The sequence below is a fragment of the Bowmanella dokdonensis genome (genome assembly GCF_017254865.1).
Taxonomy (GTDB): Bacteria; Pseudomonadota; Gammaproteobacteria; order Enterobacterales; family Alteromonadaceae; genus Bowmanella; species Bowmanella dokdonensis.
Window position 1 is genome coordinate 1 of sequence record NZ_JAFKCV010000022.1, and the last position, 25,366, is coordinate 25,366.

22 protein-coding genes and 1 pseudogene are annotated in these 25,366 nt (G+C 54.1%); 10 read left to right on the top strand and 13 right to left on the bottom strand.

Translation table 11 applies throughout. From position 1 onward, the window contains the following. Nucleotides 1-116: 116 nt before the first annotated feature. The 3 genes and pseudogenes from J0A66_RS20520 to J0A66_RS20530 all read left to right on the top strand — a co-directional run. A pseudogene (locus tag J0A66_RS20520) lies at nucleotides 117-437 on the top strand (CPBP family intramembrane glutamic endopeptidase); the annotation flags it as partial. Nucleotides 438-524: 87 nt separating this feature from the next. After that, nucleotides 525-1,577 carry an agmatine deiminase family protein gene (locus J0A66_RS20525; protein ID WP_206575740.1) on the top strand — a complete coding sequence of 351 codons (1,053 nt, stop codon included), beginning with the start codon at nucleotides 525-527 and terminating at the stop codon, nucleotides 1,575-1,577. Beyond that, nucleotides 1,570-2,466, top strand: coding sequence for a carbon-nitrogen hydrolase (locus J0A66_RS20530; protein ID WP_206575741.1), 897 nt, complete (start codon nucleotides 1,570-1,572; stop codon nucleotides 2,464-2,466). Before J0A66_RS20525 ends, J0A66_RS20530 begins: the two co-directional genes overlap by 8 nt. A 35-nt stretch (nucleotides 2,467-2,501) precedes the next feature. On the opposite strand, the gene J0A66_RS20535 is transcribed toward J0A66_RS20530, so the two are convergent. Continuing rightward, nucleotides 2,502-3,374: a LysR family transcriptional regulator gene (locus J0A66_RS20535; protein WP_206575742.1), complete on the bottom strand. Its 873-nt coding sequence runs from the start codon at nucleotides 3,372-3,374 to the stop codon at nucleotides 2,502-2,504. 103 nt (nucleotides 3,375-3,477) lie between these two features. On the opposite strand from J0A66_RS20535, the gene J0A66_RS20540 reads away from it, so the two are divergent. Continuing rightward, nucleotides 3,478-4,149: an FMN-dependent NADH-azoreductase gene (locus tag J0A66_RS20540; RefSeq protein ID WP_206575743.1), complete on the top strand. Its 672-nt coding sequence runs from the start codon at nucleotides 3,478-3,480 to the stop codon at nucleotides 4,147-4,149. Nucleotides 4,150-4,215: 66 nt separating this feature from the next. Here the strand turns inward: J0A66_RS20540 and J0A66_RS20545 are convergent, their stop codons facing one another. Together J0A66_RS20545 and J0A66_RS20550 are read right to left on the bottom strand one after the other, a co-directional pair. Continuing rightward, nucleotides 4,216-5,280: a DUF3083 family protein gene (locus J0A66_RS20545; protein ID WP_206575744.1), complete on the bottom strand. Its 1,065-nt coding sequence runs from the start codon at nucleotides 5,278-5,280 to the stop codon at nucleotides 4,216-4,218. 101 nt (nucleotides 5,281-5,381) lie between these two features. Beyond that, complete coding sequence (locus tag J0A66_RS20550; protein WP_206575745.1) at nucleotides 5,382-5,561, bottom strand: hypothetical protein; 180 nt, start codon at nucleotides 5,559-5,561, stop codon at nucleotides 5,382-5,384. Nucleotides 5,562-5,670: 109 nt separating this feature from the next. Here J0A66_RS20550 and J0A66_RS20555 point away from each other — a divergent pair, with 109 nt between their 5' ends. The 3 genes from J0A66_RS20555 (at nucleotide 5,671) to gloA2 (ending at nucleotide 8,990) form a co-directional block, all read left to right on the top strand. Further along, entirely contained in the window at nucleotides 5,671-7,581 is a 1,911-nt protein-coding gene (locus J0A66_RS20555) for a M1 family metallopeptidase (protein ID WP_439098885.1), read from the top strand. Between the two features lie 165 nt (nucleotides 7,582-7,746). Further along, on the top strand, nucleotides 7,747-8,514 hold the full coding sequence (locus J0A66_RS20560) for a hypothetical protein (RefSeq protein ID WP_206575746.1): 768 nt from the start codon (nucleotides 7,747-7,749) through the stop codon (nucleotides 8,512-8,514). Nucleotides 8,515-8,606: 92 nt separating this feature from the next. Continuing rightward, the gene (gene gloA2 / locus J0A66_RS20565; protein WP_206575747.1) at nucleotides 8,607-8,990 is read left to right on the top strand and encodes an SMU1112c/YaeR family gloxylase I-like metalloprotein; all 384 of its coding nucleotides are present in this window, start codon (nucleotides 8,607-8,609) and stop codon (nucleotides 8,988-8,990) included. A 20-nt stretch (nucleotides 8,991-9,010) separates the two neighbouring features. On the opposite strand, the gene J0A66_RS20570 is transcribed toward gloA2, so the two are convergent. Continuing rightward, a complete protein-coding gene (locus J0A66_RS20570) occupies nucleotides 9,011-9,913 on the bottom strand; it encodes a LysR family transcriptional regulator (RefSeq protein WP_206575748.1) in 903 nt (300 codons plus the stop codon). A 112-nt stretch (nucleotides 9,914-10,025) separates the two neighbouring features. Between J0A66_RS20570 and aptA the strand changes: the two genes are divergently transcribed. Both aptA and J0A66_RS20580 read left to right on the top strand, forming a co-directional pair. Next, nucleotides 10,026-11,369: an omega-aminotransferase AptA gene (gene aptA, locus J0A66_RS20575; protein ID WP_206575749.1), complete on the top strand. Its 1,344-nt coding sequence runs from the start codon at nucleotides 10,026-10,028 to the stop codon at nucleotides 11,367-11,369. Beyond that, nucleotides 11,369-12,850: a CoA-acylating methylmalonate-semialdehyde dehydrogenase gene (locus J0A66_RS20580; RefSeq protein WP_206575750.1), complete on the top strand. Its 1,482-nt coding sequence runs from the start codon at nucleotides 11,369-11,371 to the stop codon at nucleotides 12,848-12,850. The genes aptA and J0A66_RS20580 overlap by 1 nt, the downstream gene beginning before the upstream one ends. 48 nt (nucleotides 12,851-12,898) lie before the next feature. Here the strand turns inward: J0A66_RS20580 and J0A66_RS20585 are convergent, their stop codons facing one another. After that, complete coding sequence (locus J0A66_RS20585) at nucleotides 12,899-14,248, bottom strand: KamA family radical SAM protein (protein WP_206575751.1); 1,350 nt, start codon at nucleotides 14,246-14,248, stop codon at nucleotides 12,899-12,901. A 298-nt stretch (nucleotides 14,249-14,546) separates the two neighbouring features. On the opposite strand from J0A66_RS20585, the gene J0A66_RS20590 reads away from it, so the two are divergent. Continuing rightward, the gene (locus tag J0A66_RS20590) at nucleotides 14,547-16,616 is read left to right on the top strand and encodes a TonB-dependent receptor plug domain-containing protein (protein ID WP_206575752.1); all 2,070 of its coding nucleotides are present in this window, start codon (nucleotides 14,547-14,549) and stop codon (nucleotides 16,614-16,616) included. A 42-nt stretch (nucleotides 16,617-16,658) separates the two neighbouring features. Here J0A66_RS20590 and J0A66_RS20595 read toward each other — a convergent pair whose 3' ends face one another. From J0A66_RS20595 to J0A66_RS20630, 8 genes are all read right to left on the bottom strand, one after another. After that, nucleotides 16,659-17,276: a PEP-CTERM sorting domain-containing protein gene (locus J0A66_RS20595; RefSeq protein ID WP_206575753.1), complete on the bottom strand. Its 618-nt coding sequence runs from the start codon at nucleotides 17,274-17,276 to the stop codon at nucleotides 16,659-16,661. 33 nt (nucleotides 17,277-17,309) lie between these two features. Further along, the gene (locus tag J0A66_RS20600; protein ID WP_206575754.1) at nucleotides 17,310-19,073 is read right to left on the bottom strand and encodes a hypothetical protein; all 1,764 of its coding nucleotides are present in this window, start codon (nucleotides 19,071-19,073) and stop codon (nucleotides 17,310-17,312) included. 11 nt (nucleotides 19,074-19,084) lie between these two features. Next, the gene (locus J0A66_RS24000) at nucleotides 19,085-20,206 is read right to left on the bottom strand and encodes a TolB family protein (protein ID WP_206575755.1); all 1,122 of its coding nucleotides are present in this window, start codon (nucleotides 20,204-20,206) and stop codon (nucleotides 19,085-19,087) included. 196 nt (nucleotides 20,207-20,402) lie between these two features. After that, the gene (locus J0A66_RS20610) at nucleotides 20,403-21,182 is read right to left on the bottom strand and encodes a type II secretion system protein N (protein WP_206575756.1); all 780 of its coding nucleotides are present in this window, start codon (nucleotides 21,180-21,182) and stop codon (nucleotides 20,403-20,405) included. Nucleotides 21,183-21,280: 98 nt separating this feature from the next. Then, a complete protein-coding gene (locus J0A66_RS20615) occupies nucleotides 21,281-21,634 on the bottom strand; it encodes a cupin domain-containing protein (protein WP_206575757.1) in 354 nt (117 codons plus the stop codon). Between the two features lie 2 nt (nucleotides 21,635-21,636). After that, a complete protein-coding gene (locus J0A66_RS20620) occupies nucleotides 21,637-22,914 on the bottom strand; it encodes an NAD(P)/FAD-dependent oxidoreductase (RefSeq protein ID WP_206575758.1) in 1,278 nt (425 codons plus the stop codon). A gap of 58 nt (nucleotides 22,915-22,972) precedes the next feature. Further along, the gene (locus J0A66_RS20625) at nucleotides 22,973-23,659 is read right to left on the bottom strand and encodes a TorF family putative porin (protein ID WP_206575759.1); all 687 of its coding nucleotides are present in this window, start codon (nucleotides 23,657-23,659) and stop codon (nucleotides 22,973-22,975) included. A 210-nt stretch (nucleotides 23,660-23,869) separates the two neighbouring features. After that, nucleotides 23,870-25,360 (bottom strand): aldehyde dehydrogenase, encoded by a 1,491-nt coding sequence (locus J0A66_RS20630; RefSeq protein WP_206575760.1) that lies wholly within the window; start codon nucleotides 25,358-25,360, stop codon nucleotides 23,870-23,872. Between the last annotated feature and the right edge of the window lie 6 nt (nucleotides 25,361-25,366).

Here is a 25,366-nt window from a genome sequence, read left to right on the forward strand (position 1 = left end):
CAGGCTGGATTGGTCTCACTGCGTGATGGATGGATCAAGCTTCACTACCCTGAGTGAAACGCCCTGTGCGGAGCCGCATGCAGGGTGTTGTGGGGACTGGGGGCTAGAAACCTCCGGTTACCCGATTGCTCTATCCCTTGGTTTCAGTATTGCCGCAGGAACTGGTTTTCCGGACATTCTTTTTTCACCGCTACAAGCAGATTCTGCCGTCCAAGACCAGCCGGCTTGGGATGAGCACCCTGAGCTTTTCCCTGGCCCACGGAGTTTACGGAAACTGGATAGCGGTGGGGTTGTCACTGATTGGCGGCCTGTTGTTCGGCTATCGCTATGCCCAGACCCGCTCCACCCTGTTAGTGGCGTTTGAGCATATGTTGTGGGGTAGTTTCCTGTTTACCGTGGGACTTGGCGTCTATCTGCTCAGCACGCCGGCTAATTAGTCCTCTCCGGTATATGAGGATGGAAATGGATAGCCTAACGTCTATAATCGGCGGCAATTTCAACCGAAAGCACTTTTGTCCATCATTATGACTCATATACGTCGTCTGCTGCCCGAATGGGCTCCTCAGGAAGCCATCATTCTGGCCTGGCCCCATGCCGATACGGACTGGGCTCCCTGGCTGGAAACCGTGCGCGGGGTTTATCTGGAACTGATCCGGGCCATCAACCGACAGGGTACCGGGGTGTTACTGCTGATTAAGGACAGTGACATAGAAGAGTTTCTGGCCGGGGATAACCTGGGTGACAAAGTCTTGTTACTCAAGGCGGATTTTAATGACACCTGGGTGCGTGACTATGGTTTTCTGACCTGTCAGTCAGATCAGGGCATGCAGCCGGTAGAGTACCGCTTTAACGGTTGGGGCAACAAGTTTGATGCGGCCAAGGACAACCTGATCAACCGCCAGGTGCTGGCTGTTTTGTGCAAGCTGCCGCTGGTGAGCGCCGAGTTAGTGGCCGAAGGCGGCGCCCTGGAAATCGATGCGCAGGGTCATCTGCTGTCCACCGCTTTGTGCCTGCAGAATCCCGAGCGTAACGGTCCGATGAATCTGGAAGACTACCGGGAGCAGTTCCGCAGTTTTCTCGGCGCCGAGCGGGTGAGTATCTTCGAACATGGCCATCTGGAAGGAGATGACACCGACGGGCATATCGATACCCTGGTGCGCTTTACCCCGGGTAAGGGGCTGGTGGTGCAGTCGGCCTTTAACCGCCCCCAGGACAGCCACTACGAAGGGCTCAGGGCCCTGGTGGATGAATGCCGACTGGCCCTGCCGGACCATCAGATTTTCGAATTGCCGCTGCCGGAAATTTATGATGAGGGTGAGCGACTGCCGGCCTCCTACGCCAACTATCTGATTAACAATCAGCAGGTATTGTGTCCCATCTACGGTGAGGAAGAGGACAACCTGGCGCTGGAGGTGATTGCCAAAGCTTACCCCAGACACCAGATTGTGGCGGTCAACTGCCTGCCGCTGGTAAGACAATTCGGCAGTTTACATTGCATTAGCATGCAGGTGCCCACAGGTACATTGACAGATAAGGTAATAGCGCAACTAGGCGCGGGAGTGTCCATCTATGCGTAACAGCAGCAAACTGAAAGTAGGTGTGGTTCAGCAAAGCATGGCTGACAACGACAAGCAGACCAACTGGCGCAAGAGTGCCGAACTTGTCAGGAAACTGGCCGGTGAAGGAGCGGAACTGGTGATGCTCCAGGAACTGCACAGCACCCTGTATTTCTGCCAGGAAGAGAATACCGACTATTTCGATCTGGCCGAGCCTATACCCGGCCCTGCCACCGAGTATTTCGGCGCACTGGCGGCCGAACTGAATATCGTACTGATTGCGTCATTGTTTGAGAAGCGCGGCTCAGGTCTGTACCACAACACCGCCGTGGTGTTCGACAAGGACGCCGGTATGGTAGGGAAATATCGCAAGATGCACATTCCTGACGATCCCGGCTTCTACGAGAAGTTCTATTTCACCCCTGGCGATCTGGGTTTTGAACCCATCCATACCAGTGTCGGCAAGCTGGGCGTGCTGGTGTGCTGGGATCAGTGGTACCCCGAAGGCGCGCGTATGATGGCCATGGCCGGCGCCGAGATGTTGTTCTACCCCACTGCCATCGGCTGGGATATGAGTGACACTCCCGAGGAGCGCAAGCGCCAGCATGATGCCTGGCAGACCATTCAACGCTCACACGCGGTGGCAAACAGCCTGCCGGTGATTGTGGCCAACCGCACAGGTTTTGAGGCCTCACCAAGGGAAGGGGATAGTGGTATTCAGTTCTGGGGACAGAGCTTTATTGCCGGTCCGCAGGGGGAAATCCTGGCCCTGGCCAGTGAAGACAGGGAAGAAACCCTGCTGGTGGAGCTGGACCTGGCCCGTACCGAGAAGGTCAAGCGCATCTGGCCCTATTTTCGCGACCGCCGTATCGATGCCTACGGGGATCTGACCCGCCGCTGGCGTGACTAGCGGGGTGTCTGTATGGGGCCGCCTGGGTGGCCTTTTCATATCACCTTGTCGTCTTTGAGTTGCTGCCTGAGCCAGCCGGTGAATAGCCGGGCCAGTTCCGACAAATCAGTCTCTGGCTGAGGCAGGTAATAGCACAAAGCCGTTTCCGCCAATGGTTCACCCATAGCCTGCAACAGGCCGGTGTGCAGGTACTCTGCTACCAGCAGTGACGAGCAAAAGACCGCTCCACGACCGGCGAGGGCCTGCTGGATACCATAGAGTTCCTGGTCATAAAAGTGTTCGCTCAGAGAAGGGAGTCCAGGGTGTGCCGCCAGCCAGTCTTTCCAGGGTATGGGTGGCAGATCGGCGTTCTTCCACCGGGTCAGAAAGACCGGCCACTGCCCCTTTGCCAGTCTCTTTCCCGCCAGTCCCTTTGCGGCAAACAGACCATAGCTCTCATCGTGTAGTATCTGTTGCCGGGCCTTACCCTCAGAATGTCCGAAGCGAATAGGCAGGCAGTTAGCTTCGCCGCTATATTCCAATGTTTCACCGCTACGTACTTCTATTTCAGGACCGGGATACTGTTGATGGAAGGACTGCAGCCTGGGGATCAGCCACAATGCTGCGAAAGAGGAAGTACAACTGATGACCAGTCGGTTATCCTGCTGCCTGAGCGCCTGCACTGCGCTTTTCAGCTGCTTCAGGCTATTACTGGCAGCCTCGGCCAGAGCCACCCCTGCTTGGTTTAATCGCACCTCACGGGTATGTCTTTCAAAAAGCCGGAAGCCGAACCAGTCTTCCAAGGAGCGGATTTGATGGGATACGGCCGTCGGGGTGAGATGTAACTCCCCGGCCGCCGCTTTAAAGCTACCCCGGCGGGCCGCCGCTTCGAAGACTCGGATTGCATTCAGTGAGGGAAGTTCTGTCATAGCCATAAAGATGAGATTAATTCATCTGTAGTGTAGAAAGTCTCCTTTGTCATAGGCAAGGGTTTTCTCAAAAATAGGTCCTTCAGAAAACCGGAGACGACTTATGACAACCTTACTAAGAATAGATGCCAGTGCCCGTGGAGTTAACACGCAGGATTCATCCAGGGGGTCTGTTTCCAGACAGTTGGCGACTGCCTTTGAACAGAGGTGGAAGATGAAATATTCTCAGGATGAATGGATCAGGCGAGACCTGGGCGCCCAGCCGCCGGAGTTTATCAGCGAGGACTGGATTGCCGCCTGTTTCACGCCGACAGAGCAGCGAACCGAAGCACAACGGCAAATCCTGGCCTTGTCCGATACCCTGATCGAGGAAGTGGCCAGAGCAGACATCATTTTGCTCTCCACCCCTATGTATAACTACGGTATGCCGGCGGCTTTGAAGGCCTGGTTCGATCAGGTAATCCGGATCAACAAGACCTTTAGTTTCGATCTGACCCGAGGAGACTTTCCCCTGGCGCCCATTATGTCGGGAAAAAGCATGGTGGTGTTGTCCTCCACCGGTGAGTTTGGCTTTGAAGCCGGCGGGATCCGGCAGCAAATGAACCATCTGGTGCCCCATATCAGGACTGTCAGTCATTATCTGGGCGTGGAGCATTTGTTTGATTTACAGGTTCAGTATCAGGAATTTAAAGATCAGCGCCACCAGGACTCAAAGTCAACGGCTTTGGAGGGGATAGGACCTTTGATGGACAAGTTGGGACCGCTGCACAAATAAGTGACCGGGCCCGGTTCCAGTCCAAATTGAACAAGGGCCAGTCCACAGACCGGCCCTTTTGTTGGTTCAGGCCATATAGCTGATGTGCTGGTGAAAACGCACAATCAGATCGTTGCGCAGAGGATCCAGCGCCAACTGTTTGGCGAAGGCTTTCAACGCCTCTTCCACCCGGTTCATAAAATAGCCGTAGCCCATTTCCGTCTGATCTTCCTTACCGGCCACAATGATAAAGTGTGCGGTTTCCACCAGATTGGTGGCGTCCCAGTAAGCATGGAATTGCTGCTCTTCGGCATCCGGGTCAAAGCTGATTTTCTGCAGTTCGTTGTTACGTTCAGTTTTGTCCACCTGGCTGTTGCGCACCAGCGGGGTCAGCCCGTTGGCGACCATGGCGATACGACTGAGCCTTTTGTCTGCAGCTGCCTTTTGGAAGCACTCCTCCAGGGCCAGATACAGCGATGCAAAACTGTGCCCGTCCTGCAGATATTTCTGTTTTAACTGCCGGGTCAGGGGCAGGTTGACTGTCACATAGCTGATGGCGGAATGGCTGGCCGGCAGGGTGCAGCCCCTGGCCTCATATCTTGGGGGCAGACCACGCAGCTTGTAGCCATAGGTTTCCTTATGGCCCTTGGCTGCCGTAAACAAGTCGTAGGACAGATGCTGATGGTCGCGGATTTTCATGGCCAGGTTATTACCAGGCAGCGTCTCAGTCAGTCGGCCCAACGTGCGGACCACCTGCTGGTGGAAACTGGCGGCGTGGGCGCGAATATCCGACCCGGTGGCGAGAAACAGGAAGCGCAGTTTGCGTGCCTGATACCCTTCTTTGGCGTACAGGTTCTGCGCTTCATGGCAGGCTGGATCGTAGAAAAACAGGATCTGTTTTTCAGTCTGGAAGCTCAGGGCCTCCTGGTGATAGCGGACCACTGGCAGCTTGTCGTTGGCTATCATATGGACATTGAACAGGCCGGCCTCGTCGGCTAGCCTGAACAGTGCAGTGCTTATCTGCTGATAGCACGAAGCGGCATCCGGGTAGTTGGCATAGAAGGTTTCATCGACCTTGAGTTCGGCCAGCAGGTATTGATTGGACTTGGCCGTGGCTGGCAGATAAACACGGTGCTTAGAGTGAGTGGGCATGGCGGCTCCTGGATAGATGAGAAGAATAGGTTGCCGCTATTGTGCCTGGGAAATCTTACAAAACTTTGTCCCAGATTAATAAATGACGGGATTCCGGATAATCAGTCCATTACCAGATAACGGACCAGCTGGATAATCAACAGCAGCATCATCAGGGGCCAGATCCACCGGCTGAGCTTGGCGACCTGCTCGTTGCTGAAACGGGTTTTGGAGCGCTCCAGCAATGGGATCAGGATAAACAGCGCCACAAACAGCGCCCCCAGAATATAAAATACTGTCATGTAAACTCCTGCGGACCCCGGCAAATGATTCGTTTGTCCCAGCCTATTCCTGAGCCGGGGCGAAATATGTCAGAATTTAGCAGACATAATAACAACTTAAGGATACAGGATGGAAATCAGAAGCCTTTTTATGCCGCTGCTCTTGTCGGTAACATTGGTGGCCTGCAACAAGCCGCCACAAATGCCGCAGAATACTGAGCAGACCGACGTGTCCGTGGCCGTGGCAGGCGATCCTGCAGCAGCATTGATTGAGCCTGGCACTGACTATCATTCATTTGCCAACCCGGATGAGATCAAAGTAACCCACCTGGCGTTGGATCTGGAAGTGGATTTTGCCAGGCAGATCCTCAAAGGCCAGGCCTCCCTGCAGTTTGTGCGCATGGAAGAGGGCGCTTCAGAGCTGGTGCTGGATACCCGCGATCTGGCCATCGACAGTGTCACCGTTGAAGGCAAAGCTGTACCCTATGAACTGGGTGAGAAAGACCCGGTGCTGGGCAGCGCGCTGACCATTCAGGTGCCCGCCGAGGCCGATGTGGTAACGATAGATTATCAGACCTCACCCGATGCCTCCGGCGTGCAGTGGCTGACACCGGCGCAGACAGCCGGTAAGCAGCACCCCTTTCTCTTTACCCAGGCCCAGGCCATTCATGCCAGGAGTTTTATCCCCCTGCAGGACTCGCCCCAGGTCAGAATGACCTATCAGGCTACCATCCGCACACCCCAAGAGTTGCTGGCGGTGATGAGTGCCTCCAACGATCCCGATACAGAGCGCGATGGCGAGTACCATTTCAATATGCCTCAGCCGATTCCTTCCTATCTGATTGCATTGGCTGTGGGTAACCTGGAGTTTAAGTCCATGGGGGAACGCACAGGCGTCTATGCCGAGCCCTCGGTACTGGAAGCGGCCGCCCAAGAGTTTGAAGACACTGAAGCCATGCTGATGGTGACCGAGAAGAAGTTTGGTCATTACCGCTGGGATCGTTACGACTTGCTGATCCTGCCGCCGTCTTTCCCTTTCGGTGGCATGGAAAATCCGCGCCTGTCCTTTATCACACCTACGGTGATCGCCGGGGACAAGAGTCTGGTGTCATTGATCGCCCATGAACTGGCGCACTCCTGGTCGGGCAATACGGTGACCAATGCCACCTGGCGTGATTTGTGGCTGAACGAGGGGTTTACCACCTATCTGACTTATCGGATTATGGAGATGATTTACGGTGAAAAGCGTGAACAGATGGAGTTCGTGCTGGGCATGCAGTCTCTGGAGTCAGACATCGAAGCCCTGCCTGAGCAGGACGAGGTGCTGGCCATCGATCTGCGGGGCCGCGACCCGGACGAGGTATTCTCTGATATTCCTTATGAGAAGGGCGCCTTGTTCGCCCGGGAACTGGAGCAGAAAGTCGGCCGCGAAGCCTTTGACCGTTTCCTGATGCAATACTTTGAACATTTTGCCTTTCAAAGCATCACCACCGATACGTTCGTTCAATACCTGCAGGACACCCTGTACAAGGAGCATGGGGACAAGTTGTCCTGGGACAGAATTAACCAGTGGATCTATGAGCCCGGTATCCCCGCCGGGGCGCCGGTGGCCCAGTCAGATGCCTTTGCCAGAGTGGACAATGCCAGGGCAATGTGGCTGGCTGGTGAGATCCCGGCCGCAGATATCGATACGCAGGACTGGAATACCCACCAGTGGCTGTATTTCCTGAACAATATGCCTGATGAGCTGAACAAGGAGCAATTGACCGAACTGGACAATGCCTTCTCCCTGACCCAGGTGGGCAACAATGAGATAGCCCATAGCTGGCTGCTGATGGCAATCAACAACTGGTATACGCCGGCCTTTGACAGGCTGCATAACTATCTGGTCAGTATCGGTCGTAACAAACTGGTCAAGCCCCTGTACAAGGCTCTGTCAGAGACCCCGGAGGGTAAGGCCTTCGCTAAAAAAGCCTTCGAGGAAGCGAAATCCGGTTATCACCCCCTGACGGTCAAGGCAAACGAAGACTTTGTGAATTAACTGCCTCAGAATTCATAAGGGCCTTTCAGGCCCTTTTTTTATGTTCAAAGTCCCAGTTTGTTGGCTGGATTAATTCCAATTGCTGTGTTTTTTCATATTCGCAAAGCCCGCCTATACTCATTCTGCGCGTTTTAACTGTTAAACTTCACGCAGGATGACGACAATATGATACGGTTAATACAAAACAAAGGGTTAGCTGTCATTACGACGCTGGTCCTCTGCTTCTCCCATTGTCCGGTTCAGGGCCAGGGAATGGATATACTGGGTATTGAACTGGGTATGAGCCCCCAGCAGGTCGAGCAGGTGTTAAAAGCCCGCCATCCGAACAGCCAGATAGACATCCAAAATGGTTATTTTACCTATACAGACGGTGAAACCCGCTTTAACACTGATCCCTCTGTTACCTATTTTTATGTGGACAATAACCATGAAAAACTGGAGGTCTATTTCACCTCTATGCCAACCGGGCCTGCAGTTTACGGTGTGCGCCGCTACCTGTCGCAGGTGGAGAATGCGCCACCGCTGGACAGATTCAGGCAGAGTCTGCTGGATAAGTATGGTCCGCCTGCTGACAGCCATCGGGGCGACAGGGAATTTGTTTGGTTCTTCCCTGAGGGACGAAAACAATGTATCGCCGAAAACAAGAACAATATGAAAAGCTTTGCCATGAACCCGGATGCAAAATCTGTATTACGCCGGATTCAGGAATCCCGTTACAGAGATGCCGATATCGGCGATTTTTCTGAGTGTGCCTCATTTATGTACTACAGCCTTCAAGGAAAGAGCGGTGGCCTGCTGATGGGTTTTTTTGTGATTTTGATGGATGTGGCACGGGCCGCTAAGGCAGAGCAGGCGGCCGCCGCCTGGGTAGAAGAACTGCAAGCTAAGGTCGTGGCCGAGCGCAATAAGAAAGGCAAGATGATTGATTTATAGTTGAACAGAACTATTGTGTGGTGGAGGTCGCTGGCAGAAGGTTAAAGGGTGTTATTCTGTCACTTGTTAACGAGAGAGTGACCCCAAACACCATGCTTAAAGCTATTCATCATGTTGCGATCATCTGCGGTGATTACCAGCGTTCAAAGGATTTCTATTGCCGGGTGCTCGGGCTGGAGATCCTGGCCGAGAACTACCGCAGCGAGCGGGATTCCTGGAAACTGGACTTGCGCCTGCCCGAAGGCGGTCAACTGGAGCTGTTTTCTTTCCCGAATCCGCCGAAAAGACCCAGTCGTCCAGAAGCCCAGGGCTTACGCCATCTGGCATTTGTGGTGGCGTCGGTGGAAGAGACGGTCAGTCTGCTGCAAGGGCAGGGCATCGATGTGGAGCCTGTCCGGGTGGATGAGTATACCGGCCGAAAATACACCTTCTTTGCCGACCCGGATGGTCTGCCGCTGGAGCTGTACGAGGGATAGCCATACTCCCAGGCTTGGATTCAGAGCGTTTCCAGTGCCTGCAGGAACACATCAAGCACCCGCCTGTTGCGCTGTGCCTGGCGGGTAGCGATGTAGAAGTCTGTGCTGTAGTTGAACTGTCTGGGCAGCAGTGCCCGCATTTCCCCTTTGTCTACCCAGCGGCTGGCGTAATGATCGGGCAAAAAACCGATATACTCATGGGTCAGGACCAGAAAGGCCACGCCCTCCCGGTCATTTGAAGTGGCGGCGACCTGCAGCTTGTCAAACAGATCCGGCAGGTTCATCTGCTCGGCGTACACCGGCAGAACCGCCGCATGTTGCTGGATGCTTTTTACCGACTCCTGCTGGTCAAACAGAGGGTGCTCATCGGAGCAGTACAAGGAACTGGTTTCACTGTACAGAGGCTTGAGTTTCAGACCGTCGATGGGGGTCAGGCTGGGCATCACCCCCACATCCAGCTCCCCTTCCAGCAGTGCCAGGGTAATATCGGCCGGGTTGCTCATACGGATATTGACCCTGACTTCCTTACTGGTGCGTTTCAGGGTGGATAAGGCCTTACTGATGGTACGGTGGGGGATGGTTACCAGGTTGTCGATGATGCCGATATTCAGCTCCCCCTTGAGCACAGAATAGGTATTATTGACCTCATCCTGGAATTGTTCGGCGGCCCCCATCAGTCGCAGAGCGGCATCATAGACGGTCTGACCTTCCAGGGTCAGGCTGAATCCGCCGCGGCCGCGGGAACAAAGCTTCATGCCCAGTCGTTTTTCCAGGTCAGAGATATAGATGGAGATAGCCGATCGGCTCAGGTTCAACACCCCCTCTGCACCGGTAAAACTGCCGGCCTGGACCACAGCGATAAAGGTTTTGAGCAGTTTCAGATCCAGATTGCTGACCTGGCGCAGCTTGCGTTGATTGAGCATGATGGGACACTTCTTTTTGTTTAATAAAATCGAAACTGAACTGTATCAGTTGGAAATTTACCGAATAAAGGTTTTCACTTAAATTCACGCAAAAGTCAATCAGAGAGGGTTTATGCGCTCCACTGTGCCCACCGGCGAAACCATGCGTCATCATTGGCTGGCCTTTACCAGCAACCGGCGTTTTCATCAGGCCCCTAAGCTGGTCAGCAAGGCAGAAGGGATTTTCTACCATACACCCCAGGGACATAAGCTCTACGACAGCCTGTCCGGCCTTTGGTGTACGCCCCTTGGGCATGGCAACCGGCAGATCAGTGAGGCCATCAGCCATCAGCTCAGCCAACTGGACTATGCACCCGCCTTTAATGTCAGCCATCCCCTGGCCTTTCAGTTATCCGAGCAGATTGCCGGAATGGCACCCGGGGATCTTAACCATGTGCTGTATTGCAACTCGGGCTCTGAAGCTGCAGATACGGCGCTCAAACTGGCCCGGGCCTATTGGCGGGCCAGGGGCAAGCCGGAAAAAACCAAGTTCATAGGCCGAGCCAAGGGCTATCACGGGGTAAATTTCGGCGGCATTTCCGTCGGTGGCATAGGTCCCAATCGCAAAGTTTATGGCCAAACCCTGGATGCCTATCATTTGCCTCATACCTGGCTGACCGAAAACCGTTTCAGCCGTGGTTTGCCCCAGGAAGGGGACTATCTGGCCGATGCCCTGCTGCAGATTCTGGAGGTGCAGGATGCCAGTAATATTGCGGCGGTTATGGTGGAACCCATGGCCGGTTCGGGCGGGGTTATCGTACCCTCATCCGGTTACCTGAAGCGTTTGCGCACGTTGTGCGATCAGCACGATATTCTGCTGATTTTTGATGAAGTGATAACCGGCTTTGGCCGCATGGGCACAGTGTTTGGTGCCGACTATTTCGCTGTGCAGCCGGATATGCTGACCTGCGCCAAAGCCCTGACCAACGGTATTATGCCTATGGGGGCGGTGATCACCAGCCGTGATATTTATCAGACCATGATGGATCAACCCGGCGATGACTTTATGATTGAGTTTCCCCATGGCTATACCTATTCGGCACACCCGCTGGCCTGTGCAGCGGCCATGGCCAGTCTGGAACAGCTGAATCAACCTTCACTAATGGAGCAGGTGAGGTCACTGAGTCAGGTGTTTGAGGATGCCATACATGACCTTAAGGGCCTGCCGCTGGTGGAAGACATTCGCAATATCGGCCTGGCCGGGGCCATACAGATCCAATCGGATCCGGCTCATCCCACTAAACGGGCCAGCGAAATCAGCGCCCTTTGCTGGGATAAAGAGGTCTATGTGCGTTTTGGCGGGAATAACCTGAGCTTCGCCCCGCCTTTTATCTGTAGCAAGCAGGACATTCACGAAATCTTTTCCCGGGTGGCCGACGCCATCCAGCAGTATGCCCGACAGCAAGGACTGAATTGATGCAGAGTCTTTCTCATTGGATAAACAATCAAGCCTACCAGGCGGACGAAACCTGTCTGGACGACCTCAATCCGGCAGACGGGACCTTGCTGGCCAGGGTGCCGGTGGCGGGCCTCGGTACGGTCAACCAGGCAGTGGCTGCCGCCGTTCAGGCCCAGAAGGCCTGGGCAGCCCAGCCGGTGCATAAGCGTGCCCAAATAATGTTCAACTTTCGTGGCCTGATAAGCGCCCACCATGATGAACTGGTTGAACTCATCAGCCTGGACAATGGGAAGACCCTGGCCGATGCCAAAGGTGAACTGCAACGGGGTCTGGAAGTCGTGGAATATGCCTGTGGCGCGCCTGAATTGCTCAAGGGCGAACATAGCCGCCGGGTGTCCGGTGATATCGACAGCTGGTCGGAGTTTCACTCTCTGGGGGTGGTGCTGGGCATCACACCCTTCAATTTTCCGGCCATGGTGCCCTTGTGGATGATCCCCATGGCACTTATTTGTGGCAACGCTTTTGTTCTCAAACCGTCAGAGAAAGTGCCAATGGTCGCTAACCGTCTGGCTGAATTGCTGGCAGAGGCCGGACTGCCCGCCGGCGTCTTCTCTGTGGTGCACGGAAACAGGAACACGGCAGAACTGTTGATCGATCATCTGGATATTCAGGCGGTGAGCTTTGTCGGCTCCACAGCGGCCGCTAAGGCTATTTATCAGCGTGCGGCGGCTGGCGGCAAGCGGGTGCAGGCGCTGGGCGGGGCTAAAAATCACGCCGTCATCATGCCCGATGCCGATTTGGACAATGCTGCATCTACCCTGATTGGGGCAGCGTATGGTGGCAGCGGTCAGCGCTGTATGGCCATCAGCGTGGCGGTCTGCGTAGAGGACGGGACGGCTGACAGACTCATTCAGCATCTGTTGCCCAGGCTGGATGAACTCAAGGTTGCAGGCAGCCAGCAGCAGGAGGCCGATATGGGACCGCTGATTGACGAAATGGCGGTGCAGCGCGTCGGCCGTGCTCTCGACGAGGCCCATGGGCAGGGGGCGGCGCTGATCAGGGACGGAAGACAATCCCCCCTGCTGCCAGAGCGTGGCTGTTTCGTCGGACCGAGTCTGGTCGATCATGTACAACCCCGTATGAGCTGCTACCAGCAGGAAATCTTCGGGCCGGTGCTGTCCGTGGTCCGGGTCAACAGCCTGGATGAAGCCCTGACCCTGGCCAATCAACATGAATATGGCAACGGCGCCTGTATTTTTACCGAGAGCGGCGCGGCCGCCAGTGAATTTACCAGTCAGATGCAGGCCGGCATGGTGGGGGTCAATGTGCCGCTGCCCGTGCCAATGGCGTTCCACAGTTTCGGCGGCTGGAAACAGTCCTTGTTTGGCGATCTGCTTGTTTACGGTCCGGACGGGGTACGTTTCTATACCAAGCGCAAGACCATCACCCAGCGGTGGCTTAAATCCACCGGTCATTCCACCGCTTTTGGCCAGCTTTAGAACACAAAACCCCGGTAAGCCGGGGTTTTGTTTAGCCGCTGTGCCAGGCTAATCAGCCCGCAGCATGGCCTCATATTCTTCCTGCCAGAAGAATTTGTCTTCACCAAAGGCCGGTTTCAGATCATCCAGCCAGGTTGCGCCTTCATCATACTCGGCGAAGAAGGGGATTTGAACCCAGGCGGGATTCCGCGCCTGGATAAAGCGCAGGACAAACACTTTATCGCCTTTTATCTGAGTGACACCTGTTACTTCAACCTTACCCGGGCCGGCACTCATGGAAGGACCACGTACGGTGCGGCTGACTCCCGAAATCTGCTGGTAAGCCTGCCGGAAGATCTCCCAGGTCTGATGCAAGGGGATTTCAAAGTAACGCTTGGCGCCCGTGTCCCGTTCGATGAACATATAGTAGGGAATGATGCCAAGCTGGGTCTGCTCCTTCCACATCTGCGCCCACATGTCTGCGTCGTTATTGATATGGTTAAGCAGCGGTGCCTGGGAGCGGATCTGTGCACCGGTGGCGCGAATACGCCGAATGGCTTCGCGGGTAATGTCGGTACGCAGCTCTTGCACATGGTTGATATGGGCCATAAAGGACACATGCTTACCGGCCCTGACCAGTTTGCTGATAAGGGCCAGAAACTCTTCGGCATCCGGGTCAGTCACATAGCGGTAGGGCCAGAAAGTCAGGGATTTGGTGCCGATTCGAATGGTCCTGATATGGTCAAATTCAGGGCGGGTAAGGGCGTCAAGATACCGCTCGAACTTGACCGTACGCATGACCATGGGGTCGCCACCGGTAAGAAGTAAATCTGTCACCTGTCTGTTGGCCTTAAGATACCGGTGCAGCTCATCGGCATCATTATTGTTGAAACGGGTCGCCTTCCCCACAAACTGGGCCCAACGAAAGCAGAAGGTGCAATAGGAATGACAGTACTGGCCCTGCGCGGGAAAGAAGAGCACGGTTTCACGGTATTTGTGTTGCATGCCCCACACCCGCTCGCCTTCCAGCTCCGGTACGTTGTGCTCGGTCTGGCCGGCGGGGTGGGGATTGAGTTTGGCGCGGATTTGCTCGGCCAGGGCCATGATCTGCTCTGAACTCGGCTCGGTGCGAAGCAATGAAGCCATTCTGGCGTAGGATTCATCATCCAGCATGCCTCGTTGTGGAAAGGTCAACTGGAAGATCGGATCATTCGGCACTTTGCTCCAATCGATTAATTGTTCGACCACAAAGTTATTAACCCGGAAAGGAAAGACACTTGCCACCACCTTCATCTGGAAACGCAGATGTTGGGGAAGCTGCTTCAACGCTTCTATTTTGTCTATTTGTCTGTGTTGATAGGCCTGAAAGACAGGAGCCCGATAGTGTTCCGCGGGTTGGATCTGAACGACTTGCTGCATCGATTTCCCCCAAGTTGGTTGCAAAATGCGACGTACTCTAACAAAAATGTCGCCAGCTTTCTTCCTTCTGGCCAAATGGGTGTAAAGATTGCCTAACTGTATTGCGCCAACAGGTCTGTAAAGCAACTTGTATCTGTCAGATGTCGAAAATGTGTAGAAAAGCGGGTTTGTATAGGTCTTGTTTGTCAGATGCTTACTGGGAACAGGCTTTGAGGTATTTTAAAATACTATTTAATTTTTGCGGATTTGTGCTTTATTTAAGTATTGATTAATAATAATCAAGCCCAGGTAGGGCCCTATGGAACAATGCCTTGCATTCTGCACCTTTCTGTTGGCTGGCACTTCCGCTGCTGCTGACTTCACAGCTCCCGAACCCAATATGGAAGTGATTTATATCACCAGCGAACGAATTCCCACTGCGCAATTGGAAACGCCCTACTCAGTGGAAAAGATCACAGGTCAGGAGATCAGGCGGCAGCTATATCGATCTGTACCCGAACTATTTGAGCAGGTAGCCGGCGTTATGGTGCAGAAAACCTCTTATGGGCAAGGCTCCCCTTATATCAGAGGATTTACCGGATTCAGAACCCTGATGTTGGTCGACGGTATCCGCTTGAATAATTCGACTTTCAGGGATGGCCCTAATCAGTACTGGAATACGGTGGACGCCTACTCAATTAGCGAACTGGAACTGGTCAGGGGACCCGCATCGGCATTATATGGGGCAGATGCGATAGGTGGGACGGTGCAGGTATTTACCAGCAAGTTGGATCCGGATTTACCATACAGCGACAGCCAAGTGGATTATTTTCTGCGTCACTCTACTGCTGAACATTCCAATGTGGCCAGGGTCAGTGCATCGGTTGAAGGGCAGGGTAATGCCTTGGTAGCAGGTGCCACCTACAAGGATTTTGGTGATCTGACCCGTGGCAATGATATGCCACAGCCCAACACCGGCTACCAGGAACGCAACGCCGATATCAAATGGGCCACTCGGTTGAATTCTGAGTGGCTGATGACGGCTGCGGCCTTCCATACCCGTCAGGATGATGTGCCGCGCACCCATCAGACCATTTATTCCACCAGCTTTGCCGGTACTACCATTGGCGATGAGCTCAGGCGGGATTTGACCCATCAACGTGATTTGGTCTATGTGCGCCTCAGTGCCAAGGAGCCGTGGCAGTGGGTGGCAGATGCCAGCTTTACCCTGTCATGGCACCATCAGGAGGAGACCCGCGAAAGGGAGCGGACCCGCGATCGTTTTGATCGCCAGGGAGTGAATACTCATACACTTGGCCTGCAAGGCCAGTTTAGCTCCAGTTGGCAAGATACGCGCCTGACCTATGGCTTTGAAAGCTATTTGGATAAAGTTGACAGTTTCTCTACCAGTAATCCCATCCAGGGCCCGGTTGCCGATGATGCCCAGTACCAATGGCACGGAATTTACCTACAGGCCAGGAAGCCGCTGACAACACGCCTGGATCTGCTTGCCGGGGTGCGTTTCAACCATATGCGCCTGGATGCTGACAGGGTCAGCGATCCGGAAACCGGCGTGGCCATGCAACTGGATGAATCCTGGAGTCATACGGTGGGCAATCTGATGTTTCACTACAAGCTGAATGACACCAAGGTGATGTATGCGGGAGTGGCTCAAGGATTCAGGGCGCCCAACCTGTCAGATATGACCCGCTTTGACAGTGCCAGAACGAATGAATTTGAAATACCGGCCACGGATCTGAACTCTGAACACTATAACAACTTCAGCCTGGGATTGAAGGGGACGGAGGCCGATTTCACCTGGGAGGTTGGCGCATACTACATGGACGTTCGCGATCAGATACAGCGTGTGCCAACCGGTGAAACAAATGAGGACGGGGAGTTTGAAATCACCAAGAAAAATGTTGGCGATGGGTATGTGAAAGGGTTAGAAGCCCAGACGCGCTACTGGCTGTCAGGAAACTGGTCCGCATCGGCGGCAATTTCTTATGTGGATGGAAAGATTGATACCTTTCCTACCTCTGCCCCCATCGTTGAAAGAGAATATGACAGCAGATTGATGCCCACCTGGCTGAGGTTCGGCTTCCAATATTTGTCCAGCGACCAGCTTTGGACCGCAAGCGGGGACTGGATATTGGTGGACAGGGCAGACAGGTTATCCAGTCGGGATCAGTCGGATACGGACCGGATTCCCCCCGGCGGGACGCCGGGATACGGTGTGATCAATCTGCGTGCAGGCTATCAGTTTAAACCAGAGTTGACGCTGTATATTGCCCTTGAAAACCTGCTGGACAAGGATTACCGGATACACGGATCAGGACAGAATGAAGCAGGAAGAAACTGGATTGTAGGGTTGTCCGGTACTTTTTGACGGGACATAAAAAACCCGGCTTTGGCCGGGTTTTCCCATCTGTCATTTGAGTGACCTTTTTCTTATACCAAGGACAAACAATCCTGCCAGGAACAACAGTAGCCCTGTGGGTTCCGGGATCTGGGTAGGTATGCAGCCGTTGTTGCCAATACACACGCTGGCATTCATTAAAGTCGGGAAAATCTCATCCCCCAGCTCATCGCCAAAGGTCAGTAAATTACCCGTAAAGGCCACCGAAGTCAGCCCCTCACCTATGGCGTCAAAGCTCAGTGAGGCCAGGAGGAACATATTGCCCAACCCATCCTGGTTCGCCATTAAAGTGGCGGCTTCATCGAATGAAAACTCGTAGAGATCAATCAGTCCCGGTCCCAGGGTAAGGGCATCGCAACTCAAGCCCTGAATGCAGCCCAGGGAATCGACACCGAAGTCAAAGGTGGCACCGGTAAAGGTGAGGATGGAAGAGTCAAACGCCAGATCAATGTCCCAGGCACCCAGGTACTCTGGATCCGCTGAACCATCCCACAAGATGTCAATAGTAATGACATCGCCCAGAGATCCTTCAGTATAGACAGGATCCAACATGAGGATAGGGTTGGCCAAGGCAAAGCCGGGTAGGGAAAAACCCACCCACAGGAGTAAAGTTCGTAGTAACTTCTTCATATTTTGTTCCTTCTTACGGTTAGAGAAAGCAACTTATTGCGGACTGATGGCACAACGCGAATTGTCGCATTGCAGCACACAGATCCTTGAATCCAACACATTGATAACGCCGTTTGCGTCCAGGTCGAAAATGGGGTCGCCGGGCGGCACGGACATATTGCGATTGGCATTGATATTGGCGATATCTATGCTGTTCACTTCACCATCACTATTGTTGTCGCAGCTTCCTTCTTGAGTCACCACAGTGGAAACCCGCAGATCTGAGAGAATTGGTGACTCTTCATTGGCATTTGGCCTCAGGACAGTGCGGATCTGGATGAACTGGCCCGTTATACCGAGACCAGGTACGTTATTGAGCACAGGCATATAAGCAAGCAGGCCGAGACCACCAACTGAATTGGCTGCGCGAGCTTCCACTTCGATGCTGGCCCCGGCAGGAATTAAGCCTTCCGGCTCATTGTTCCAGCTAATCAGGTCCCACTCGGTGCCTGTTGCCCCCCCGTCAGTAATGACTGTCCATATGCCCGTTGGGTCGGTTTGATTTCTCGCCCCGAAGCCGGTGGCATCGCTGTAGGTATAGGGAGAACGCCCCACTGGGATGGTAGAGATGAAATTACAGTTACTGTCATACTGGGAGACACTGTTGCTGTTGAGGTTAATGGTCCAGATACGGCCGCCTTTGCCTACTATGGGTCCCCGTCCACCCAGAGTGCTGACCGAACAGGACGGAGTGGTATTCAGATCGCCCGAAGGCAAGGTAACGAATTTTCTTAAAGTTGGAGTGCCATACCATACAGCCCCGTCGCCATCCACCGCGACCCCGGTGCCACCCCCAGCTACATTGAACTGAAATGTGCCATTGGCCGGGTCATAGGCATGTAAGGTGCCTCCCAGGTAGACCCGGTTATTGCCCAGCCCAATGCCGTAGTTGCTCTGGCCGTTAATATTCTGGGTCCACGAGTTGCTGCTGGTGTCCAGCTCGACCAGTGTTGATGCAAGGGTAGCGCCCCACAGTGTTCCATCTGAATCAACAGCACAACCGTAGTTGGTTGCCCCGCTGGTGCTGATGGGGCCAGCCAGTATGTTGCCGTTCTGATCGAAGCGGAAATATTCCCTGCCGCTATAGGTCCCGGCCCAGAGGCTGCCATCTGTGCCCAGGCACAAGGATCGCCCCAAGTCGCCCGGGTCGCCATATTCTGATATCCAGATGACACGTTCATCCCTGAACTCGCTGATTTGGGTAATACCGTCATTGTTGTCATCAATGACCGGCAACATTTCATCTGGTGTGATCATACAGTCGTTGTTGGCGTCACTGGAGGTATCGATTACACCATTGCCATTCCTGTCCACCCCTCCTTCGACGGCAATCTTAAGCAGCTCTGGTCGACGTCCCCCGGAGAAGTGCCGATTGGCCACATAGACATTGCCTTCTGTATCCACTGCCGTTCTTGAGGGGGCAGGTCCTGAAAAAGCGCCATGATTGGCCAGGGTATTGGGATCGCCAAAGGCGGTAAGGTACCTGGCTTCCTCACAACCGCTGCCGCCCGCTCCATCGGTATCGATACGGGACATAGTATCCTCGCCCGCGTTGGCCACCCATAGGACGGGAAAAGTATCCCCGATGACATTTAACTGAATCTGGTTGTTGTTCGGTGCATCATGATTGACGGAATTCAAGGTGCCCAGATCAAAATCACTGTCTGTGGTATAGACAGTGGTGCCTGCCACGGCAACCCCTGCATAAAGCAGGGCGGGTAACATCACAGAGTATTGGTTCTTAAATTGTCGTTTCACTGGTCTTTCTCCTATTTCCAAACGTTTGCGGATTCTTGGTGGTTTCCGCCCCTGTCGGTCCCAGGAAGTAAAACGGGTTCAGGAAGTGGTTGAGACTGATAGCCGTCCACAGGAGCCAATGGCCGCCAGGTTCTGGTCTTCAAATCCACTAGATACAGGTTGGAGAATCGGTTCCCTCGCCAACTGACCATCAACATACTGTTTTCATCAAGCCAAACAGGATCGTCCACCTGATTGACACCATCGGTGATACTGTGCTGGTCCGAACCATCTTCCTTCATGAGATAAAGTTGTGTGCGACCATGAGGTCCACGGGTTGATAAGAATGAAATGAGTGCCCCATCCGATGACCAGATTGGACCGATATCGGAAGAGGGTAAATCAGTGAGCTTGTGTTCCTGATCTGTCTGCAGGTCAAAGCGATAAATATTAAATTCCTTGTTTCTTCTGGAATCGTAAAGCAGGCTGCGGCCATCAGGGGACCATTGCACTTTACTATCCTCATGTTTGGGATTATTGGTCACCTGACGATGCTGTCCGTCTGCGAGCCTTACCAGCCAGGTGTCGCCTTTTGCGTCCTTGTTGAGCTTTCGGTAGGCGAGCCATTGACTGTCGGGTGACCATCCGGGGCTGTCATGGCTGGAAGACATATCATTTGTCACCCGAACCGGATTGCCCCCGCCAGCATCCATGACAAATATATCCAGTGACCCCGTACGGTCTGAGACAAAGGCAATACTGCGTCCGTCAGGGGACCAGGTAGGCTGCCCGTCAAATCCTTTCCAGCCAGAGAGGTTGACAGGCTGGGAACCATCGGCCCGCATCCGATAGATTTCGGCGTTACCTTTGTCCCGATTGGAGGTGAAAAGTATGGATTGTCCGTCAGGGGACCAACTGGCCTCGTAGTCATCCCTGTCATTGTGGGTAAGCTGCTGTAACCCGCTTCCATCTGCGCCAATGAGATAAATCTCCCGGTCCCCGTCCTGGTTGGAGACAAACAGAACTCTTTTGGGGGTGGTGCTGGTTGGGAGGGATTGGCTTTGCTGTGATAAATCAGAGTGTGAACCGCATGCAGCCAAGGCTGCGGCAACTATTAGCGTTGCGCAGTTGTGGACTTTTGGCAGTCCCCACATGTCTTTCCTCCATCAGGGCTCAGGTGTTCAGATGTGTGAGGAGTTTTACTGCCGTCCCCCTTCTTGTTGTTTAAAAAATAAGCAAATATTAAGCCCTAAATATAACTCTATGATTTACTGCTTATTAATCTTCTGATGCAAAAATGGCGTTTACAGTTTGTAAAGAATCGTGACAGCGTCGGCGCGATTTCCCTGTCTATCGGGCGGGATTGACTGAAACAGACAAGTACCCGTTGTGCCTGAGAATGGTCAGCTCTGTCCCATCAACAAAGGTTGGCACATCTTTTTTTTTCATAAAATCAGCAGTGAGGGAGTGTCCGTTTATTGCGGTTATTACATCCCCAGACTCCAGCCCTGTCTGCATGAAACTGAATGAGTCCCCAAGGGGGAACACGGCCATACCCACAAATTCACCATTTACGCGATGTGGGGCCAGCCCTATCCGCACCTTTAGCGCTGAGCTTGAAAACAGCGCTTGTAAGGGGCCGGGATCGGCTTCTACGCTGCGTTGGCCGGAGCTGGAATCTGTCAGCACCAGCCACTCTTCCACTATGCCATTTGACAAGAGGACTCTGTCGTCCTGAATACTCAGAAGAACGAATTCTCCAATCTTATCTCCTTCTGTAAACTGGGCCTGATGTTGCTGCATTGAAATGATGGCGATGCTCAGTTCGGGGTCGCTACTTAACAAAACGCCTTTCAAAAACAGGTTATTGAAGGCAGTGGTATGGTTCGCCAGGGGCCCGGGGGAAGGCTGCGAACCGGTTTGGTCGCCGGTGGGCAGGGGCTGCAATAAAGGTTGGGATTCTCCCTCTTTGGATGAAGGAGCATAGTTCCGTTCGATATAAACGACACTCAAAGCTACGACCATGACAATAAACAGGCTGAAACCTAGCAGTTTGGTATATTTGCTGCCACTTGCTGGGACTGTCTGCACCATCGCGTACGGCCGGTCAGTTTTGACTGAACTGAGCATAGTTGTCCATCAGTCAAACACAACCCCATGGGCCTGTTATTCCTTAACCCTCCTGCAGGGAAGCAAGTTGGAGAGCCGGCTGAAAAGCCGGAGTATCTTCATGCAGGTTCAAAGATAACGTACACCTTTTGACAAGGTTGGAGGGTACGCCATATTCCCTGGAAACCGGCGGGAATAACAAAATGCTCCCCTGCAGTGATGCGGATGATGGTGCCCTGGTGATCCTCAAGTTCGACCAGTCCTTCTAGCAGTTGGCAGTACTCGTGTTCAGTGTAAGTTACCTTCCAGCTGCCCGCTTCACTGCCCCAGAATCCCACATGAAACTGCTGTGTGGGATCGGAATAAAGATTGGCGATCCGCTGGGGGACAGGGCCGCTGATCTGTTTCTCCTCCGGGGTCGGGTAGCTTTGCCAATCTGCTTGTCTTGGATCCAATTTGACTATTTGCGTCATGCTCAGATCCCCAGCTTATCGCGCAGGTTGTAATAGGCGGCGCCCAGGGCGGTAAAGGGAATCTGCAGGGCACGTCCACCCAGCAAGGGTAGATGTGGCAGCTTGGCAAATACATCGAAACGGCCGGCTTGTCCTGCCACTGCCTCGGCCACCACTTTGCCGGCCAGGTGGGTGCTGGTGACCCCATGGCCGCTGTAGCCCTGCATATAATAGATATTCTTGTCCAGGCGCCCGAATTCAGGCAGGCGGGAGAGGGTCAGCAGAAAATTACCTGTCCAGGCAAACTCCACTTTCACGCCTTTCAAGGAAGGGAAGGTGGCTTCCATCTTGGGTCGGATCAGCCGCTCGATATCGGCCGGATCCCTGGCTCCGTAGACGACCCCGCCCCCATATAACAGTCTGTGATCGCCGGTAGTGCGGTAATAATCCAGCAGGTAATTGCAGTCCTCCACACAGTAATTGGCCGGTAACAGTTCCCGGCACTTTTGCTCGCCCAGCACCTCGGTGGTAATGATCTGTGTGCCGCAGGGCATATTGCGTTTGGAAAGCTCAGGCAAGACGTGGCTGAGATAAGCATTGGCACCCACTACCAGGAATTTGGCAGTGACCGAGCCGTCAGAGGTATAAACCCTGACCTTTTCCCCCTTTTCCACTCTGACAACCGGGGACCGTTCAAATACCTGCCCTCCCAGCTCACTGACGACGCGGGCTTCGCCCAGGGCCAGCTTGAGGGGCTGTATATGGCCGCTCATGCCATCGGTCAGTCCGCCGACGTAGCGGTCAGAATGGACGATTTTTTCCAGCGCTTTTCCTTCCAGCAGTGCCATCTTGCCATTGCCATGGCGCTCCCAGAGTTGTTGATGTTCTTTTAAGGTCCGCAGTTGTTTGTCATTAAGGGCGACAAAGGCGCCCCCTTGCACATAATCGCAATCTATCTGATGCTCGCGGATAAGAGTGCGGATGATATCACCGCCCTCGAACATCATCGAAGCCATGGCATCGCCCGCCTCCTTACCATATTTGGTGGCAATATGATCCACATCGCGGCTGTAGCTGTTGACTATCTGCCCGCCGTTTCGCCCGGTGGCACCGTAGCCGATACGATTAGCTTCCAGCAGCACCACTTTGAAACCGGCTTTGGCCAGGTGCAGCGCAGAGGACAAACCGGTAAAACCGCCGCCCATCACACAAACATCGGCGTCGAGATCCTGTTGAAGTGACGGGTAGGGCTGGCCGGTTTCGGCATTGAAGGCGTAATAACTGTTGATGTAATCGCTCATGGCATACTCCGGGAGAAACATTGCCCGGTGACGCCGGGCAATGCAGGGACTGGCTGGCTCAGAAGTTGTAGCTGACGCTGGCGGTGACATTGGACGAATCATCGCCGTCTATGTCGTTGTACCAGGCGCTGACATCGAACGACCAGTTTTCCCAGTCCTTGGTCAGGCTGACCCGTCCCCAGGTGTAGTCGTCATCAAAGCCATCCTCATCCCAGGTCTGTCGACCCAGTTCGAACCCCAGGCCCATGTCCTCACCGATAGCCACATCCGCCACCACAGAGTAGTGCAGGGCGGACATGTCATCACCAAAGCCGCTGGCGGCCAGGCTGTCGTTGGTGTAATCCAGATTAATGCCCAGGCTGAGGCTGTCATTGATGGCTTTGGAAAAGCCGCCGTGCAGCTCGAAGTAGTTGTATTCACTGGCGTCCACCAGGGCGTAATAGATCAGCATAAAGTCATATTCAACGCCGTTGGCAAATTCTCCGGCGTAGCCGCCGAACAGATCCACCTCGATATCGGTTTCCTCGCCGTCATCGGTTTGGGAAGCCCAGGCGCCGGCATACCAGCCGGAATCCTCGGCAGCCCAGTCAACACCGCCCTGCAGGGCTGGGGAGTTGTCGTTGAGACTGACCCCACGGAACATATAGTCCGAGGTCAGTGTTACATAGCCACTGACTTCCGCCTGAGCACTGAGACTCAGGCCGGCCATCAAACTTGTTGCAATCAATGAATGTTTAATTTTCATTCTAAGTGTCCTTCAATTTTTATTTTAATATTCAGATCGATGCGATCCGGACGGGACTGCCTGTACCAATGGGATTAAACAGACCTTTTCTGCCTAATCTGATTGATAAGCTCCGTCAGTGTTTTGGGAGTGCTCCCCTCGAAGCCGATGGCCTGGGCCAGCGTCGTCGAATTCTGCCGCGGCCCGCCGTTAAAGCGGGCAGGGCAAAACCTAGTCCAGCTCTATCCAGGTGGTTTTAAGCTCAGTGTATTTGTCCAGCGCGTGCAGCGATTTGTCCCGGCCGTTACCGGACTGCTTGAAGCCGCCAAAAGGTACGGTCATATCACCATCGTTGTAATTGTTGATCCACACGGAGCCGGCCCGCAGCCGCCTGGACAGCTTATGAGCCCGGGACAGATTGCTGGTCCACAGGGCGGCGCCCAGTCCATAATCCGTGTCATTGGCAATGTTGATGGCCTCATCTTCCGAATCAAAAGGGATGATTGACATGACGGGTCCGAAGATCTCCTCACGGGCTATACGCATCTGGTTATCCACGCCGATAAAAATGGTCGGCTCTACAAAGGCTCCGTTATCCGCATCCAGGGCCGCTTTACCACCCAGCGCCAGCTCGGCGCCGGCTTCGCTGCCCAGGCGCACGTATTCGAGCACGCTGCCCTGATGCTGTTTGTCCACCAGAGCGCCCATATTAGTCTGTGGATCCAGAGGATCGCCGGGTTTAAATCTGCGGCTGGCTTCAATGACCTTTTTAACAAACTCGTCGTGAATACTGCGCTCCACCAGTAAACGGGTGCCGGCGACACAGACTTCACCCTGGTTATAGAAACAGCCGCTGGCTGCCGAGCGGGCCGCCTTGTCCAGGTCAGGGCAATCGGCAAATACGATGTTGGGATTCTTGCCACCCGCTTCCAGCCAGACCCGTTTCATATTGGATTCGCCGGCGTAGACCAGTAGTTGCCGGGCGGTGCGGGTGGAGCCGGTAAAGGCCAAGCAGTCCACCTGCATATGCACAGCCAGGGCTTTGCCCACTGTATGGCCAAAGCCTGGCACCACATTCAGGACGCCATCGGGAAGGCCGGCCCGGGTAGCCAGCTCGGCCAGTTTAATTGCGGTCAGAGAGGATTTTTCTGAGGGTTTAAGTACCACCGAGTTACCGGCGGCGAGGGCGGGGCCCAGCTTCCAGCAGGCCAGCCATAAGGGAAAGTTCCAGGGGGTAATGGCGGCCACCACGCCGATGGGCTCACGGGTGATGGTGGCCAGCACATTGGCTTCGGTTGGCGCCACTTCGTCGTAGGTCTTGTCGATGGCTTCCCCATGCCAGCGGATCACCTCTGCACTGCCGGGAATATCCACATTAAAGCTCTCACCGATGGGCTTGCCCATGTCCAGGGTTTCCAGTGCCGCCAGTTCGTCCCGGTTGGCTTCCATCAAATCGGCCAGCTTAATCAATACCTGTTTGCGAACCTTGGGGGGCAGATCACGCCAACTTCCAGCTTCGAAGCTGTCCCTGGCGGCGTTCACTGCAAGTTCCGCATCGGCCTTATCACATTCGGCAATATCGGCGATTTTCTCGCCATTGGCCGGATTGATGCAGTCAAACCACTGACGGCTTTGGGCTGCCTGGTATTGACCATTAATATAGGCCCGGCCTTCGATTTTCAGATTGTCGCAGTATTCCTGCCACTGGCTATGGGTCTTCATTGGCCT

Bases quoted from the DNA above. Each gene is read 5' to 3' on its own strand.
- J0A66_RS20525 (WP_206575740.1), top strand. From the start codon at position 525: ATGACTCATATACGTCGTCTGCTGCCCGAATGGGCTCCTCAGGAAGCC.
- J0A66_RS20530 (WP_206575741.1), top strand. From the start codon at position 1,570: ATGCGTAACAGCAGCAAACTGAAAGTAGGTGTGGTTCAGCAAAGCATG.
- J0A66_RS20535 (WP_206575742.1), bottom strand. From the start codon at position 3,374: ATGACAGAACTTCCCTCACTGAATGCAATCCGAGTCTTCGAAGCGGCG.
- J0A66_RS20540 (WP_206575743.1), top strand. From the start codon at position 3,478: ATGACAACCTTACTAAGAATAGATGCCAGTGCCCGTGGAGTTAACACG.
- J0A66_RS20545 (WP_206575744.1), bottom strand. From the start codon at position 5,280: ATGCCCACTCACTCTAAGCACCGTGTTTATCTGCCAGCCACGGCCAAG.
- J0A66_RS20550 (WP_206575745.1), bottom strand. From the start codon at position 5,561: ATGACAGTATTTTATATTCTGGGGGCGCTGTTTGTGGCGCTGTTTATC.
- J0A66_RS20555 (WP_439098885.1), top strand. From the start codon at position 5,671: ATGGAAATCAGAAGCCTTTTTATGCCGCTGCTCTTGTCGGTAACATTG.
- J0A66_RS20560 (WP_206575746.1), top strand. From the start codon at position 7,747: ATGATACGGTTAATACAAAACAAAGGGTTAGCTGTCATTACGACGCTG.
- gloA2 (WP_206575747.1), top strand. From the start codon at position 8,607: ATGCTTAAAGCTATTCATCATGTTGCGATCATCTGCGGTGATTACCAG.
- J0A66_RS20570 (WP_206575748.1), bottom strand. From the start codon at position 9,913: ATGCTCAATCAACGCAAGCTGCGCCAGGTCAGCAATCTGGATCTGAAA.
- aptA (WP_206575749.1), top strand. From the start codon at position 10,026: ATGCGCTCCACTGTGCCCACCGGCGAAACCATGCGTCATCATTGGCTG.
- J0A66_RS20580 (WP_206575750.1), top strand. From the start codon at position 11,369: ATGCAGAGTCTTTCTCATTGGATAAACAATCAAGCCTACCAGGCGGAC.
- J0A66_RS20585 (WP_206575751.1), bottom strand. From the start codon at position 14,248: ATGCAGCAAGTCGTTCAGATCCAACCCGCGGAACACTATCGGGCTCCT.
- J0A66_RS20590 (WP_206575752.1), top strand. From the start codon at position 14,547: ATGGAACAATGCCTTGCATTCTGCACCTTTCTGTTGGCTGGCACTTCC.
- J0A66_RS20595 (WP_206575753.1), bottom strand. From the start codon at position 17,276: ATGAAGAAGTTACTACGAACTTTACTCCTGTGGGTGGGTTTTTCCCTA.
- J0A66_RS24000 (WP_206575755.1), bottom strand. From the start codon at position 20,206: ATGTGGGGACTGCCAAAAGTCCACAACTGCGCAACGCTAATAGTTGCC.
- J0A66_RS20610 (WP_206575756.1), bottom strand. From the start codon at position 21,182: ATGCTCAGTTCAGTCAAAACTGACCGGCCGTACGCGATGGTGCAGACA.
- J0A66_RS20615 (WP_206575757.1), bottom strand. From the start codon at position 21,634: ATGACGCAAATAGTCAAATTGGATCCAAGACAAGCAGATTGGCAAAGC.
- J0A66_RS20620 (WP_206575758.1), bottom strand. From the start codon at position 22,914: ATGAGCGATTACATCAACAGTTATTACGCCTTCAATGCCGAAACCGGC.
- J0A66_RS20625 (WP_206575759.1), bottom strand. From the start codon at position 23,659: ATGAAAATTAAACATTCATTGATTGCAACAAGTTTGATGGCCGGCCTG.
- J0A66_RS20630 (WP_206575760.1), bottom strand. From the start codon at position 25,360: ATGAAGACCCATAGCCAGTGGCAGGAATACTGCGACAATCTGAAAATC.